Origin of the sequence: Primorskyibacter sp. S187A (assembly GCF_049800955.1) — a bacterium.
Taxonomy (GTDB): Bacteria; Pseudomonadota; Alphaproteobacteria; order Rhodobacterales; family Rhodobacteraceae; genus JAKVBH01.
Map to the genome: position 1 here is coordinate 1,351,999 of NZ_JBNAGA010000001.1, position 13,714 is coordinate 1,365,712.

Genomic DNA, 13,714 nt, shown 5'->3' on the forward strand with positions numbered 1-13,714 from the left:
GGCGCCCGTTTCCGGGCGAGGAGGGGGCCGCACGAGATCGCGCAGCCCCCTGTCAGCATGTCAGGTGATGTTTATTGGCCGTTGTAGGCGTCGAGAATGGCCTTGCCGGTCTCGCCTGCAGCTTCGAGCCATTCCGCGGCCATGGTTTCGCCCACGGCGCGCAGATCGTTCATCAGCTGATCACCGGCGGGCTGAACGGTCATGCCGCCCGCGGCCAGACCGGCCAGCGTGAAGCCGGTGTATTCCTTGGCGCGCCAGGTGCCTGCATATTCCGCCATGCGCGCACAGGCATTGATGACGTTCTTGTTCTGCTCGGAGACACCGGACCAGACATCATTGTTGATCAGCATGTAGTTGCGCGGCAACCACGCATCGACCGAGTAGAAATGGCTCAGGCTTTCCCAGACCTTGCGATCATAGCCCGTGGCGCCCGATGAGACCATGCTCTCGGCCACGCCTGTGGCGAAAGCCTGACTGATCTCAGCGGCTTCAATGGAGACGGGCAGCATCTTGGTGAGCTCGGCCATCCGCGCTGTCGCGTTGTTGTAGGAGCGGAACTTGAGGCCTTCCATATCGGCCACGGAATTCACTTCCTTGTTGAAGTAGAGCCCCTGCGGCGGCCATGGCACGGAATAGAGCATGGTCATGTTCTGCTCGGCCAGAAGCTCTTCGAGATGGGGCTTGGCCGCGGCATAGAGCTTGTCGTGCTCGTCGAAGGAAGACACGAGGAAGGGCACCGAATCCCAGCCGAAAATCGCGCTTTCGTTCTGGTGGCCCGAAAGCAGGCGCTCGCCCAGCGGGACCTGACCGGTCTGGACCGCGCGTTTGATATCGCCGCCAGCAAAGAGGGAGCCGGAGGGGTGCGTTGTCACCTCAATCTCGCCGCCTGTGCCGGTTGTGATGCACTGGGCAAATTCCGCGCCGGTCACGGAGTGGAAGTTGGACCCGGCATAGGCCATGGGCAGATCCCACTTTTCCGCCGCAAGCGCCGGCAGCGCCATCGCGGTCGTCGCGGCCAGTGTGACAAAAGCTGTTGTGGTCTTGGTCATCATATTCTCCCTGATGATGTTTTTGTTGGTTTTTGTTTGTGTTGCGTCATGAAAACCGCATGGGATCATAGGCGCCCAGATCGGTGTTGACGGGGTGATCAGCCACGAGGCTTGCGACGATCCTTCCCGTTTTTGGCCCGCCGGTCAATCCAATGTGGTGATGTCCAAAGGCGGTGTAGATGCCTGACTGGCGGACCTGTCCGATGAGAGGCAAGCTGTCGGACGGTGCGGGCCGGTGCCCGTGCCACGGGATCTCGGCGCCATGGCGCAGGTTGGGAAAGGCCAGGCGCGTCTGTTTTCGCAAGAGCGCCAGGGCCGTCTCGGAGGGGCCTGCCTCCAGCCCGCCGAATTCCACGACACCGGCGCAGCGCAGGCCCGCCGCCATCGGCGTGGCCACGAATTTGCCGCTGGCCACCATCACCGGGTGGGAGGGGCCGCCCTCGGCATCCTCAAAGACGATGTGATAGCCCCGCTCGGTCTCAATCGGGATCTTCAGGCCCAGTTTTTTCATCAAGGGCCCGGACCAGACGCCCGTCGCCAGGATTGCACGATCACAGGGCTGGGCCCCCGCATCGGTGAGCACTGACGTGATCTTGCCGTCGGTGAGCTCGAAATCCTTGATCTCGGCTTGCAGGAGCGTGCCGCCCAGACGCTCAAAGGCCTGCGCCAGCGCTTTGACATAGCCGCCCGGGTCGCGCACGAAGCCATGATCCTGCATGCTCGCCAAAAGCCCGATCCGGGGCGAAAGGCTGGGCTCATAGTCGCGGATCTCGGCGCCCGTGCGCAGCACCGGTTCAAAGCCCGCATCCCGCCGCAGACCCCACGTATAGTGATCGGCCTCAAAGGCGGCGCGGTCTGCATAGGCAAAGGAATAGTCGCTCTGAACGACCCACTCCGCCGCATCCGTCTCGGAGACCAGCGAGAGATGCTGATCCACGCTGTCGCTCACGATCGGGGTCAGCCCCTGAGCGATGCGGCGGGTATCAGCGTCATTGGCATGCGAGAGATATTTCAGGAGCCAGGGCAGGAGCTTTGGAAAATAGCCCCATTTCATGAACAGGGGAAAATCGGGGTTCATCACCATCCTGGGCGCTTTGGCGATAAGCCCAGGCGCCGTGACAGGCGCGATGGAACAGGCCGCCAGAACGCCCGCATTGCCATGGGATGTGCCCTCGCCGGGGGGCAGCCGGTCAATGATCGTGACACGCGCATCGCTCATGCGCCGCAGCCAGATCCCCGTCGCAACGCCAACAATACCAGCGCCCGCGATAATCACATGTTCAGGAATGATCGGTCCCCCCGCAGCTTTTGGATGTGACGCAAGCCGAGCGCCGTCTTGACTTGCGCAAATGAATGCACAGCCTTGCGCGCAAAGCAAGCAGGACGCTAGGCTGGTTTGACACAAAGACTCTCCGGGAAGGGCAGCACAGATGAACCACAGGCCCAGGCCACCCGGGAGCAGATCATGACGCAGGATGTCTTGCGAGGCGGCAAGACCGTCTATGGCGCGAGCGTCGGTATCTTGATGCTCAACACCCGCTTCCCGCGTATCCCCGGCGATATCGGCAATGCCAGCACCTGGCCCTTTCCTGTGCAATACAAGGTCGTGCGCGAAGCGACGCCTGACAATGTGGTGCGCGGGGATGCGACGCCTCTGCGTGATGCCTTCATTGCGGCGGGACGCGAGCTGGTGGAGCTGGGCTGCGACGGGGTGGCCACCAATTGCGGCTTCCTCGTGCCGTTTCAGGCAGAGATGAAGGCAGCCCTTGGCGTGCCGGTGGCCGCGTCCTCGCTGCTGCAAGGGCCCGCCATCGAGGCCACCCTGCCGCCCGGGCAGCGCGTGGGCGTTCTGACGATATCCTCCGAGACGCTGACCCGGGTCCATCTCGATGCCGCAGGCCTGCCCGCCGACACGCCCGTCATGGGCACCGGCGCAGGCGCGCATTTCACCGAACACGTGCTGGGCGATGCCCTCGAGATCGATTTCGCGCAGGCCCGGGCCGACAATATCAAAGCCGCGCAGCGCCTTGTGACGGAGCATCCCGGCGTTGGTGCGATCCTGCTCGAATGCACGAATATGGTGCCCTATGCCGCAGATATCCGCCGCGCGACAGGGCGGCCTGTCTTCTCGATCTACAGCTATCTTCTGTGGTTTCAGGCGGGGCTCCTGCCGCGCCGGTTTGAGCCGTTTCTTGATGATCGGCGGGAGGTTTGAGAATGAGCGACCATGTCATCACCCGCATGCGCGTGCATATCGTGTCCATCCCGGCCAAGGCAGTGCATTCCCATGGCTCCGGTGATGTGAGCGGGATCAATGCCGTGCTCTGCGAGCTGGGCACGGCGTCTGGCCTCACAGGCTGGGGCGAGGCCTCGCCCTGGCCGGTGTTTACCGGAACAGTGGAAGGCAACGCGGCCGCGCTGCATGTGCATCTGCGCCCCCATGTCGTGGGGCAGGATCCGCGTCTGGTGGAGCCCATCATGGCACAGGCGGGCCGGGTGCTCGTGGGCCATCCCGAGGCCAAGGCCGCGCTTGAGACAGCGCTGCTTGATCTCACCGGCCAGATTTCCGGTCTGGCCATTGCCGAGCTTTTGGGCGGGCGGCACCGCAGCCAGATCCCGCTCAGCTTTTCCGTCGCCAATCCTGATTTTGACGCAGATATGGAAGATGTCGCGGCCCTTTGGGACGACGGTGTTCGGATCTTCAAACTCAAGACAGGCTTTGCCGATCATGCCTTTGACCTGATGCGACTGGAGCGGCTGCGCGCCCGGTTTGGCGATGAGATCCGGTTGCGGATCGACTACAATCAGGGGCTTTCTGCCCATGATGCGATCCGCCAGATCCGCGATCTCGAAGCCTTCCGGCCCGAATTCGTCGAACAACCCGTCAAGATGCACGAACGCGCCGCCCTGGCCGAGATCACCCGCGCGGTGGCTGTGCCGATCATGGCCGATGAGAGCGTGTTCAACGTGCGCGAGGCGCAAGAGGGCGCGGCGGCCCGCATCGCGCGGATCTTCTCGCTCAAGATTGCCAAATCCGGCGGCCTCCGGCGCTGCATGGAGATTGCGGCCATCGCCCGCGCGGCAGGTATCGAGGTCTATGGCGGGTGCATGTTCGAGACATCCATTGCCCATATGGCGGGTGCGCATTTGATGGCGGCGATCCCCGATCTGACGCTGGGCTGCGAGTTCTACATGTCGAGTTATTACGCCGCAGCCGATATTGCGCATACCGCCTTTCCGGTGTCCGGGGGCCATGTGCATGTGCCGGATGCGCCGGGGCTGGGCACGGCGCCCGATCCCGACGCTCTCGCGCGTTACCGCACGGCTTTGATGAGTGAAGGGGAGGTGTGATGCCCGAGATACCCGCCCCCCGTACCCTCAATGGCGCACAGGCGCTTTTACATATGCTGGCGCTGCATGGCGTGTCGCATGTCTTTGGCCTGCCCGGTGAGACGACCATCGGGTGGTACAAGGAATGGCGCGCGCATTCCGACATTACCTTTGTGCTGACCCGTGATGAACGCACCGCCTCTTATGCCGCGGAGGCCTATGCCAAGATCACTGGCCGACCTGCCGTGCTCGAAGCGCCGAGCCCCGGGGTCACACATTGCACGCCGGGCATCACCGAGGCCTATCTGAGCTCCGTCCCGGTGATCTTTTTCTCCTCCGATATCCCCATCAACCATGACAAGCGCCACGGGCTGACCGGCGTGGATCAGACGGCGCTTTATGCCTCGATCTGTAAGGAGAGCTTCGTGATCTCCAAGGTCAGCGATGTTCCCTTCCTGCTGCGCCGCGCGTTTCGCGTGGCCACGTCGGGGCGGCCGGGCCCCGTGCACATCCGGGTGCCGATCAATATCTTTGGCGAGGCTGCGGAGATGGACGATCTTTATGCCGAGCCTGAGTACAGCCGCTATCCCGCGCACCGGCCTGTGGCCGATCATGACAAGCTGCGCGCGGCGATTGACCTGCTGCTGGGCGCTGAGGCCCCGGCCATTGTCTGCGGGCAAGGCGCGCTGATTTCGCAGGCGGGGGAGGCTGTTCTGGCTCTGGCGGAGCTGTTGCAAATCCCCGTGGGGACGACCACGCCGGGCAAAGGCACGATAGCGGAGGATCATCCGCTCTCGCTGCGCGTGATCGGCGGGCGCGGGGGCATGGAATATTCCAACCAATATGTGCATGATGCCGATCTGATCTTCTTTATCGGCTCAAACACGGACAGCGCCGCCACGGATCACTGGAAGCTTTATGGCGATCCCAAGAGCAAAACCTTCCTGCATCTCGATATTGCCGAGGCCCATATCGGCAATAATTTCCCCGTGGCCGTTGGCATGGTGGGCGATGCGCGGGCGAGCCTTGAGCATATGGTCACCTTGCTCAAAGCGGCGCATCCTGATCTGCAAAGGCCCAGGCGCGATCTGACCGAGATGAAACGCAGCGCGCTGCAAAAGGTCTTTAACGCCAATATTCCCATGCCCGACGGCACGGTTTCCCCGGTCAAACTCTCGCAGGTGCTCGATCAGCTGATGCCTGAGGATGCGATTGTGACCTCCGAGCCGGGGGTGAGCGCGATTTACCCCTCTGCGCTTCTGACCTTTCGAAGACCGGGGCGGCGCTACATCACGAATTACTCCATGGGCGCGCTTGGCTATGCGTTGCCTGCAGGGCTGGGCGCGGCTTATGCGGGGGAAGGGCCGGTGATCTCGCTCACCGGCGATGGCTCCATGGGGTTTGTGATGGGCGATATGGAGACGATCAAACGCTCCGGGCGCAATGTCACGATCATTCTCAATCGCAATGACAGTTTTGGCTGGATCCGGGGCGAGGCGATCTTGCTCGATGAGGTCGATGAGCCGTGGTCCACGGACTTTGGCGCCGTGGATTATCTCAAGGTGGCCGCAGGGTTTGGATTTGAGACCGCACGCATCACGACGGAGGCGGAGATTGCGCCTGTGCTGGAAGCGGCACTTGCCCATCCGGGCGCGAGTTTCATCGAGCTGCGCGTGCCCACGCAGGATGTCATCGTGCCCTTTGTGCCCTCCTGGGTCCGCGCGGCCCGGGCCAAGAACCTGCCGCATTTTTACTGACGCGCCTGGGCCTGCAGGTGGTGGTCTGGGCGTGTTGCTCCGCGCTTTGAGGGGCTTTGCCCCTCGCGCGCTGCGCGCGCTCACCCCAAGGTATTTGAGGACAAAAGAAGAGGGGGTGTGGCGGCTCCGGGCCGCGCGGGGTTGTGGGCTACATCAGGGCTTTGCGCACGAAGACCGTAATGATTGCAGCGCAGGTCCATGAAAAGAAGGGGAAGAGCAAAAAGCCTCCAAAGGCGCGGATCGTGGTGAAGTCAAAGGGCCATTCGCGCATGTAGTAGATGCGTTTCTTGTAATCCATCAGATCGGTCCCGCCGAGGTTCTCTCCCAGAACGAGCAAGGTTGACTTGTCGTGGATGGCGTCTGCGATCCGCCGCTTCTCGGCTTCTTTGGCTGCGCGTATCTTGCGCTGCACAACGCGGGCCGGGCGGTAGAGCGTGAAGGCCACAAGAACGTAGCCGGGCAGGGACATGATCACCACCATGACCAGCACACCCACGGGCGCCTCCAGCGCGATCTGGATCACACCCACGAAGGCCAGCGCGATGGTCACCAGCCCTGCGAGCGACATGCCCAACCGGCCCACAGCGGCCAGATCGGCGGATTTATAGACCGAGGCCACAACCCATTTGTCCAGAAAGCCCGAAATCTGCAGGATCTTGACGAAGAGGAACGCATAGAACGTGTAGTGCAGAAAGAGAAACTGCCGCGCGAAGAAGATGACCCAGTCGCTGCTGTTTTCGCGCTCCGATCCCAGCAATTGCAAGGCGAGGGAGATGGTTTGAAAGATGATCGTCCAGGTCCAGAAGGTCTTGGCGTTGAGCGTGTAGGTTTCGGTTTTGAACCGGTCCACCGGGGCACCCGGCTTGAGGCAGTATTCCAGCCTTTCGATCATGCGGTTTGCGCTATTGGAGACCATGGGGCCAAGCGCGGTAATGTATCCCGCCAAAAGCGGCATCAGGACGAGGCCGCGAATGTAGGTTTTGTTGGAAAAATCCGCGCCCGTGGCGATGAGCGCGGAGAGCAGGACCGCGAAGAACACGCAGCTATAAAGGCAGCAGGTTTGCCAATAGGGAATGGGCAAGGCTTCTGTGATCCGGAACACCCAGTATTTTGGCAGGCTTGGCTTGGCTGTCGCCTCCGCGGACTTCATCGTTAAACATCCTTTACCCTGGGATAGCGGAGCCAGAAAATGCCTGACGTCGGTGCACTGGACGGAAGCCTACGTGGCTGGGCCGCGTTTGTCACAGACTTTGAGGGCGGCCTAACCAAAAAGCGCCACAACGGATGATGGGGCGTTTTGAGGCGAACCAGATGGGCCAGATGGGTGCGCCAGTGTTCATCAATTGCGGAGCGGGCATGATGACCAAGGCGCCCAGGGCTTTGACTGTGTGGCGGACCGCAGCGCAACGGAGGCCGCGATTGCGCCGGTTTGACAGGCTGCGGTTGCCGATGAAGGGCCGCGTGCTCCGGAGATCATTGCGCGCGATTGAGGATCTTGTCCTGCCTTGTGGGCCAACAAGGGGCATGCAGCGCAGGCGAAAATCCCGCTGTGTTTCTGTTCAAGCGATCTCGTTTGACCCTGAGTGAGCCAGCTCTGGCGTTGGGTCGGAATGAGGCAGGCGGCAAACTGATTTTGCGTCAGGCAAACGCCAGAGGCAGGCCTGATGCAAGACCAACAAAAAGCCGCCCGGGTTGTCCCGGACGGCGATGTGCGTCGTGTATGTACGTGTCGCTTCAGGCGCTCATTTTGCGGCGGCGCGCCATCAGCCCCAAACCGGCCAGACCGGTCAGCAGGAATGGCAGGGCCGCAGGCACTGGCACAGGCGCCGTTGTCACATCGCCGTCTGCAAGCCAGGCAGAGACATTGCGCGCGAACTGCGTATTGTCTTGCTCGCCGATAAAGGCGTTCTGAAACATGTTGGTGTCCTGAAGGGTCAACACGTTCTGATCGGCGCCCCAGAGGTTCGCAAAATTACCGCTGAACAGGCTGGTGCCGCCTGTCGCCGGGCCTGAGCCCGCTGGAACATTTACCTGCGCAACGCCAGCTGTGAGCGGATGCATCAAAGTGGTTGTTTGAAAACCGGTTACGCTTGCCCCTGCGCTGCTGCCGACCAGGCTGAGAATGGAATTGTTCCAGGTTGTCCAGCTTGTGTTCTCGCCGCCCAGGTAAACGCGCTTGCCGGTGCTGATGAAGGCGGCAATGTTCGCCAGTTCAGCAGCAGACAATTGGGACGTGGTGCCGCGTGTTTCCACGTAGAGCGCGTCAGCCGAGGCGACCTGCGCGGCGTCGGACATGTCAGCTGCAAAAACCAGCGTGTTGTCGGCTTCGAGAATGCCGCGAAATGCCGTTTTGGATGATCCGTCAACAGCAAAGGATGACAGCGGACTACCAGAGACAAGAACGGTACCGGCGCTTGCGATACTCGCGCCCAACAGGGCGGCGCTTGTGACGATGGCGGAAAGGAAACGGTTCATGAAGACCTCAATGTTTGATAAAGAGATAAAATGGTGTGTTAACCCTCAGCAAAATTTTGACTTGCACGACAGTAAAAATGCTTTCCGACCTAGGCTGGATCGCTCAGAGACATCGCGGCGGAAACAAAAAGCGGATGAAAATCCGAACTGTTTTTATCTTTTCGACAATGGTGGCGGTTCAGGCATATATCCGCAAAGCGCCTCGCCTTAACGCCGAAACATCGGATGCAGGCTGAATTTAGGCTGGGCGCAAACGCCGCGCGGCGTGTGTTCAAAAGCTTTGGCTCAGCTTTCTGGCCCAACGCTTGACGCGCCGGACGGCATTTCAAATTAAGCAGACAAAGGTCAGGTGGCGACAGTTGGTCGCTTACCAGCGCAGGACCACAGCGCCCCAGGCGAGGCCACCGCCGATGGCCTCGGTCACGATCAGATCGCCTTGCTTGATCTGGCCGCGTTCCTTACCGACCGAGAGCGCAAGCGGGATCGAGGCGGCGGAAGTATTGCCGTGATCCTGAACTGTCACCACGACATTCTCCATGGACAGGCCCATTTTCTTGGCTGTTCCTTGGATGATGCGGATATTGGCCTGATGCGGGACAATCCATTCCACGTCTGACGCCGTGACGCCTGCGCGCTCCATGGCTGTCTCGGCGGTGCGGGCGAGCTTTTCGATCGCGTGGCGGAAGACTTCTTTGCCCGCCATGCGCAGATGCCCGGTTGTCTGGGTGGAGACGCCGCCATCCACGTAGAGGATCTCCTGATATCGCCCGTCGGAGTTCAGATCGGTGGAGAGGATGCCGCGATCATCGGCCTTGCCTGCGCCGGTTTGCGCTTCCAGCACAAGCGCGCCAGCGCCATCTCCGAAGAGCACGCAGGTGGTCCGGTCTGTCCAGTCCATGATGCGGCTGAAGGTCTCCGCGCCGATGACCAGAACGCGCTCCGCCTGACCCGAGAGGATCAGCGCATTGGCATTGGCGAGTGCGAAGACAAAGCCCGCGCAGACGGCCTGGACGTCGAAGGCAAAGCCGCGCGTCATGCCTAGTTGCGCCTGCACCATGGTGGCGGCGGAGGGGAAGGTCAGATCGGCGGTGGAGGTGGCCACGATGATTGCATCCACGTCCCCGATCTGCATCCCGGCATCGTCCAGCGCGTTTTGCGCGGCTTTGGTGGCCAGATGAGAGGTCAGCTCGCCTTCGGCGGCGAAGTGGCGGCGCTCAATGCCGGAGCGCGCGCGAATCCATTCGTCGGAAGTCTCGATAAAGCTTTCGAACCAATGGTTGTCGACCACACGCTCAGGCAGATAATGCCCCACACCTCGCACCACGGCCCGACGCGTCATTGGCTCTCACTTTCCGGGCCCTTGGCCTCTGTTTGTTGGACTTCGACGGCCGCGGCGGCAATTCGCGCCGCCATCCGGTCACCCATGCCCGAGGAGGCCAGCTGGCTGGCCAGCTTGACCGCGGCCGAGACGCCCGTGGCATCTGCAGAGCCGTGGCTCTTCACGACCGTGCCGTTGAGGCCCAGAAACACACCGCCATTGACGCGGCGCGGATCAATGCGCTTCTTGAGGCGGCGCAGCGAGGTCAGCGCGAGCAGTGAGGCCAGCCGCGACAGGGGCGTGTAGGCAAAGGCCTCGCGCAGGAAATCCCCGATGAGCGAGGCCGTGCCTTCGCCCGTCTTGAGCGCGATATTGCCGGTAAACCCATCGGTCACGATCACATCGCAACGATCGCCGGGGATATCGCCGCCTTCAACGAAGCCTACGAAATCATATTTGCCCGCATCGGTGCGTGCTGCGATCAGATCATGGGCTTCCTTCAGCTCGGCCCGGCCCTTGTGCTCCTCCGTGCCCACATTGAGCAGGCCAATGCGCGGGCGGGGCAGGCCCATGCCATTGCGCGCGTAAGACGCGCCCATCAAAGCATATTGCACCAGATCCTGCGCATCGGCGCGAATATCCGCGCCAACATCGAGCATCACGTTGAAGCCTTGGCGGTTGCGCGAGGGCCACAAAACGGCAATCGCAGGCCGCGCCACACCGGGCAGCTTGCGCAACCGCACCATGGAGACCGCCATGAGCGCGCCGGTATTGCCACAAGAGACAGCCACCTTGGCCTCGCCCGCGCGCACCGCCTCAATGGCCGACCACATGGAGGTGTCCTTGCCATGGCGCATCACCTGGCTGGGCTTGTCCTCCATGGACACCACGCCGGCCGCCTCGCGCAGCTCGCAAATCTCCGACAGCCCGCGCTTGCGGGCCAGAAGGGGGCGCAGCTCAGCCACAGGGCCGTGCAGGATGAAACGCAAATTGGGGTTCTTGTAGGCGGCCTTAGCCAGCCCCTCGACAACAGGCTGCGGACCCTTGTCGCCGCCCATGGCATCCACGGAGACAACAACCTGCGCCGTGGCCTCCGCCACACCGGAGCCATCAGACGCAACAACGGCGCGGGCGGGGGAACCGCTCTGCGCCGTCTGTGATGTTCTGGTGGCCTGCATGGACGGGCTCTTGCCCCTTCAATCTCGCCGGTGAATACGCCGGTCAGACCAGCTTATGCTGCGTCTTCGTCGAGATCAATTTCATCTGCAACCGCAACGATTTCCTTGTCGGCATAATGGCCACAGGAGGGGCACACGTGATGCGGGCGCTTCAGCTCGCCACAGTTTGTGCATTCATTCGGATTTGCAGCGACCAATGCATCATGCGCGCGACGGTTGTTGCGGCGCGATTTGGACACTTTGTTCTGTTGGACAGCCATGTCTCAACCTCGTCTGGGGCGCGGAACATCCAGCCAAAGCCGAAATGCATGCGCGGGATTCACATTACAAGGGCTGATAATCCCCTTTGAGCCGGGGGCACAAGCCCGAAATTCCATCGGAGGCGCGAACATACAAAGCTTTTGCCATATGGCAAGGAGATTCGGCGCCTCAGAGTAGAGATCAGGGAGCGGGAGATCACGGAGAGCGAGATCAGGGCCGTCGAGATCAGGGCGGACGAGATCAGGGCGCTGCGCAGCCCTAGTCGTCCTTGCGCTCCATCTGCGCTTTGAGCGCTGCCAAACCCGCAAAGGGTTTGACATCCTCGTCCGTGAGCGGGGCCAGGCCCGGCTCTGTGACCGTGACGGACGCCAGCGCCTCCGCACCATCGGTGCGCGGGAAGTCCGGCGCCTCCAGCGCCAGCGCTTCCTGTAGCACCACAAAGGGATCGATATGGGTGCCCAATGGCTCCAGCGTATCGTCCTGGGGCATCTCCGTTTCCGACCCCGCCTCCGGCTGCTCCTCCCACCGCGCGAGATAGCGCCGCTCGACCGGCGCATCGATCCGCGTGACCACAGGCTCCAACGTGACGACGCAGGCCTGCACGATCGTGGCGCCCAATGTCCCGGTCAGAACCCAGTCGCGCTTGCCAAAAGCGGCGATCTCCGCCTCAAGGCGCACCTTGCGGATGGCCTCAAACCCCAGATCGCGGGCCAGCGCGGCGCGCGCGGCCTCGTCCAGCTCAATGGTGACTGCCGTAGGCGCGGCCTGTGACAGGCCCGAGACGGCTTTTGCATAGGCGCTGGGTCCCGCAGGGCGGACGCTGTCGGACGGGGCATCAGGAGGGGTCATATCGGGCATCGCTTGAAAGGTTCATTGCTTGTGGTGTAGTGGTCGTTAAAAGGCAGGGCAGGTCAACGCAAGAGGCACTTCATGGGCGCGACTACCGCAAGGTTTGGCACGAGAGCACGCATGGCAACATGGGCGCTAGGCCTCATGCTGGCAACAGCAGGCTGCACGGAATCAATCCGCAACCATGGCTATCTGCCCGGAGAAGAAGACCTCGCCAATGTTGTTGTGGGCCTCGATACCCGCGATACCGTGGCCGAAACGCTGGGCCCGCCTACCACGGCGGGCATCCTTTCGGGCGGTAATTTCTACTATGTCGGCGACAAGGTGCGCAGCTATGCTTGGCAAGCGCCCAAGATCATAGAGCGCGAGATTGTTGCGGTGACGTTTGATCAGGCCGGTGTGGTCGAGAACGTGACCCGTTACGGGCTGGAGGATGGCCGCGTCGTGCCCATTGTGCGCCGCGTGACCGAGACCTCCGATGGCGACATCAGCTTCATCCGCAAGCTCTTCGGCAATATCGGCGGCCTGAGCACGGACGGCCTTTTGGGCAACAACTGACCCGGACTGTTTGAGCAGACCGCGTCAGCGCCATATCCGGGCCGCGACCACCGGTCGTGCCCAATGCGCTTGCCCGATCCCGCAGAGCTTCCTAAGCTTGGATCATGTCGCCTTCAGGGCATGATCCATGGATACCGTTTGCATGATTTCCAAAGGCCAATACACCGCCCGGCTTGCCGAGGGCCCACAGGATGTGGCCCGAGCGCAGGCGCTGCGGTTTGCGGCCTTTCACGGCGGGGTGGGGCGCGATTGCGATGGTTTTGACGCGCGCTGCGATCATCTGCTCGTGGAAGACGCGGGCACACGAGAGCTTGTGTGCACCTGCCGGATGCTGACGCTGCATAGCGGTGCGGAGATCGACACGAGCTATTCCGCGCAATTCTACGACCTCTCCGCGCTGCATGGTTTCGAGGGGCCGGTCGTCGAGATGGGGCGGTTTTGCGTGCATCCGGCATCAAAGGACGGGGACATTCTGCGCGTCGCCTGGGCGGCCCTGACGCAATATGTGGATGCGCGCGGCGTCACGCTGCTTTTTGGCTGTACCTCCTTTGATGGCACGGAACATGCGCCTTATGACGATGCCTTCGCCGTGCTCAAGGCTCGGCACCTTGCGCCCGCGCGCTGGCTGCCGCGCATCAAGGCGCCCAACGTCTTTCGCTTCGCCGCGCGGCTGCGCCGCAAGCCGGATGCCAAGCGCGCCATGCAGGTCATGCCGCCGCTGCTGCGCACCTATCTCATGATGGGCGGCTGGGTCAGCGATCATGCGGTTGTGGACCCCCAGATGAATACGCTGCACGTCTTTACCGGCGTCGAGATTGGCGCGATCCCGGATGCGCGCAAGAGACTTCTGCGCGCGGTCGCGGGGTAGAGGACGGGAGCCTCCGGCGGGAGTTTATTTGGCAAGATGAAGTAACGCCTGCGCTGTTGCGAAGTGAGCGC

The 13,714-nt window shown here is 62.1% G+C and carries 14 protein-coding genes; 6 read left to right on the forward strand and 8 right to left on the reverse strand.

All coding sequences use genetic code 11. The features are described 5' to 3' along the window. Window positions 1-71: 71 nt before the first annotated feature. Window positions 72-1,049 (reverse strand): TRAP transporter substrate-binding protein, encoded by a 978-nt coding sequence (locus ACP15S_RS06805; protein WP_425038816.1) that lies wholly within the window; start codon window positions 1,047-1,049, stop codon window positions 72-74. Window positions 1,050-1,095: 46 nt separating this feature from the next. Continuing rightward, a complete protein-coding gene (locus tag ACP15S_RS06810; protein WP_425039667.1) occupies window positions 1,096-2,337 on the reverse strand; it encodes an NAD(P)/FAD-dependent oxidoreductase in 1,242 nt (413 codons plus the stop codon). 177 nt (window positions 2,338-2,514) lie between these two features. Here ACP15S_RS06810 and ACP15S_RS06815 point away from each other — a divergent pair, with 177 nt between their 5' ends. Genes ACP15S_RS06815 through ACP15S_RS06825 form a run of 3 tightly spaced genes read left to right on the forward strand, consistent with a single transcriptional unit; the run spans window position 2,515 to window position 6,136 of the window. Continuing rightward, window positions 2,515-3,264, forward strand: a complete 750-nt coding sequence (locus tag ACP15S_RS06815) for an aspartate/glutamate racemase family protein (protein WP_425038817.1) — start codon at window positions 2,515-2,517, stop codon at window positions 3,262-3,264. A 2-nt stretch (window positions 3,265-3,266) separates the two neighbouring features. Next, window positions 3,267-4,400 carry an enolase C-terminal domain-like protein gene (locus ACP15S_RS06820; protein ID WP_425038818.1) on the forward strand — a complete coding sequence of 378 codons (1,134 nt, stop codon included), beginning with the start codon at window positions 3,267-3,269 and terminating at the stop codon, window positions 4,398-4,400. Further along, window positions 4,400-6,136, forward strand: coding sequence for a thiamine pyrophosphate-binding protein (locus tag ACP15S_RS06825; protein WP_425038819.1), 1,737 nt, complete (start codon window positions 4,400-4,402; stop codon window positions 6,134-6,136). Before ACP15S_RS06820 ends, ACP15S_RS06825 begins: the two co-directional genes overlap by 1 nt. 148 nt (window positions 6,137-6,284) lie before the next feature. On the opposite strand, the gene ACP15S_RS06830 is transcribed toward ACP15S_RS06825, so the two are convergent. Together ACP15S_RS06830 and ACP15S_RS06835 are read right to left on the reverse strand one after the other, a co-directional pair. Further along, window positions 6,285-7,286: a hypothetical protein gene (locus ACP15S_RS06830; RefSeq protein ID WP_425038820.1), complete on the reverse strand. Its 1,002-nt coding sequence runs from the start codon at window positions 7,284-7,286 to the stop codon at window positions 6,285-6,287. A 584-nt stretch (window positions 7,287-7,870) separates the two neighbouring features. Then, window positions 7,871-8,611, reverse strand: coding sequence for a VPLPA-CTERM sorting domain-containing protein (locus ACP15S_RS06835; protein WP_425038821.1), 741 nt, complete (start codon window positions 8,609-8,611; stop codon window positions 7,871-7,873). On the opposite strand from ACP15S_RS06835, the gene ACP15S_RS06840 reads away from it, so the two are divergent. Further along, on the forward strand, window positions 8,610-8,822 hold the full coding sequence (locus ACP15S_RS06840; protein ID WP_425038822.1) for a hypothetical protein: 213 nt from the start codon (window positions 8,610-8,612) through the stop codon (window positions 8,820-8,822). The genes ACP15S_RS06835 and ACP15S_RS06840 overlap by 2 nt on opposite strands. 156 nt (window positions 8,823-8,978) lie before the next feature. On the opposite strand, the gene ACP15S_RS06845 is transcribed toward ACP15S_RS06840, so the two are convergent. The 4 genes from ACP15S_RS06845 to ACP15S_RS06860 form a co-directional block, all read right to left on the reverse strand. Next, window positions 8,979-9,950, reverse strand: coding sequence for a beta-ketoacyl-ACP synthase III (locus ACP15S_RS06845; protein WP_425038823.1), 972 nt, complete (start codon window positions 9,948-9,950; stop codon window positions 8,979-8,981). Further along, window positions 9,947-11,107, reverse strand: a complete 1,161-nt coding sequence (gene plsX, locus ACP15S_RS06850) for a phosphate acyltransferase PlsX (RefSeq protein WP_425038824.1) — start codon at window positions 11,105-11,107, stop codon at window positions 9,947-9,949. Before plsX ends, ACP15S_RS06845 begins: the two co-directional genes overlap by 4 nt. A 53-nt stretch (window positions 11,108-11,160) precedes the next feature. Then, complete coding sequence (gene rpmF, locus ACP15S_RS06855; RefSeq protein ID WP_425038825.1) at window positions 11,161-11,367, reverse strand: 50S ribosomal protein L32; 207 nt, start codon at window positions 11,365-11,367, stop codon at window positions 11,161-11,163. A gap of 259 nt (window positions 11,368-11,626) precedes the next feature. Then, on the reverse strand, window positions 11,627-12,217 hold the full coding sequence (locus ACP15S_RS06860) for a YceD family protein (RefSeq protein WP_425038826.1): 591 nt from the start codon (window positions 12,215-12,217) through the stop codon (window positions 11,627-11,629). A gap of 144 nt (window positions 12,218-12,361) precedes the next feature. Between ACP15S_RS06860 and ACP15S_RS06865 the strand changes: the two genes are divergently transcribed. Both ACP15S_RS06865 and ACP15S_RS06870 read left to right on the forward strand, forming a co-directional pair. Continuing rightward, window positions 12,362-12,775: an outer membrane protein assembly factor BamE gene (locus ACP15S_RS06865; RefSeq protein WP_425038827.1), complete on the forward strand. Its 414-nt coding sequence runs from the start codon at window positions 12,362-12,364 to the stop codon at window positions 12,773-12,775. 127 nt (window positions 12,776-12,902) lie between these two features. Continuing rightward, entirely contained in the window at window positions 12,903-13,643 is a 741-nt protein-coding gene (locus tag ACP15S_RS06870) for a GNAT family N-acetyltransferase (protein WP_425038828.1), read from the forward strand. Window positions 13,644-13,714 lie beyond the last annotated feature (71 nt).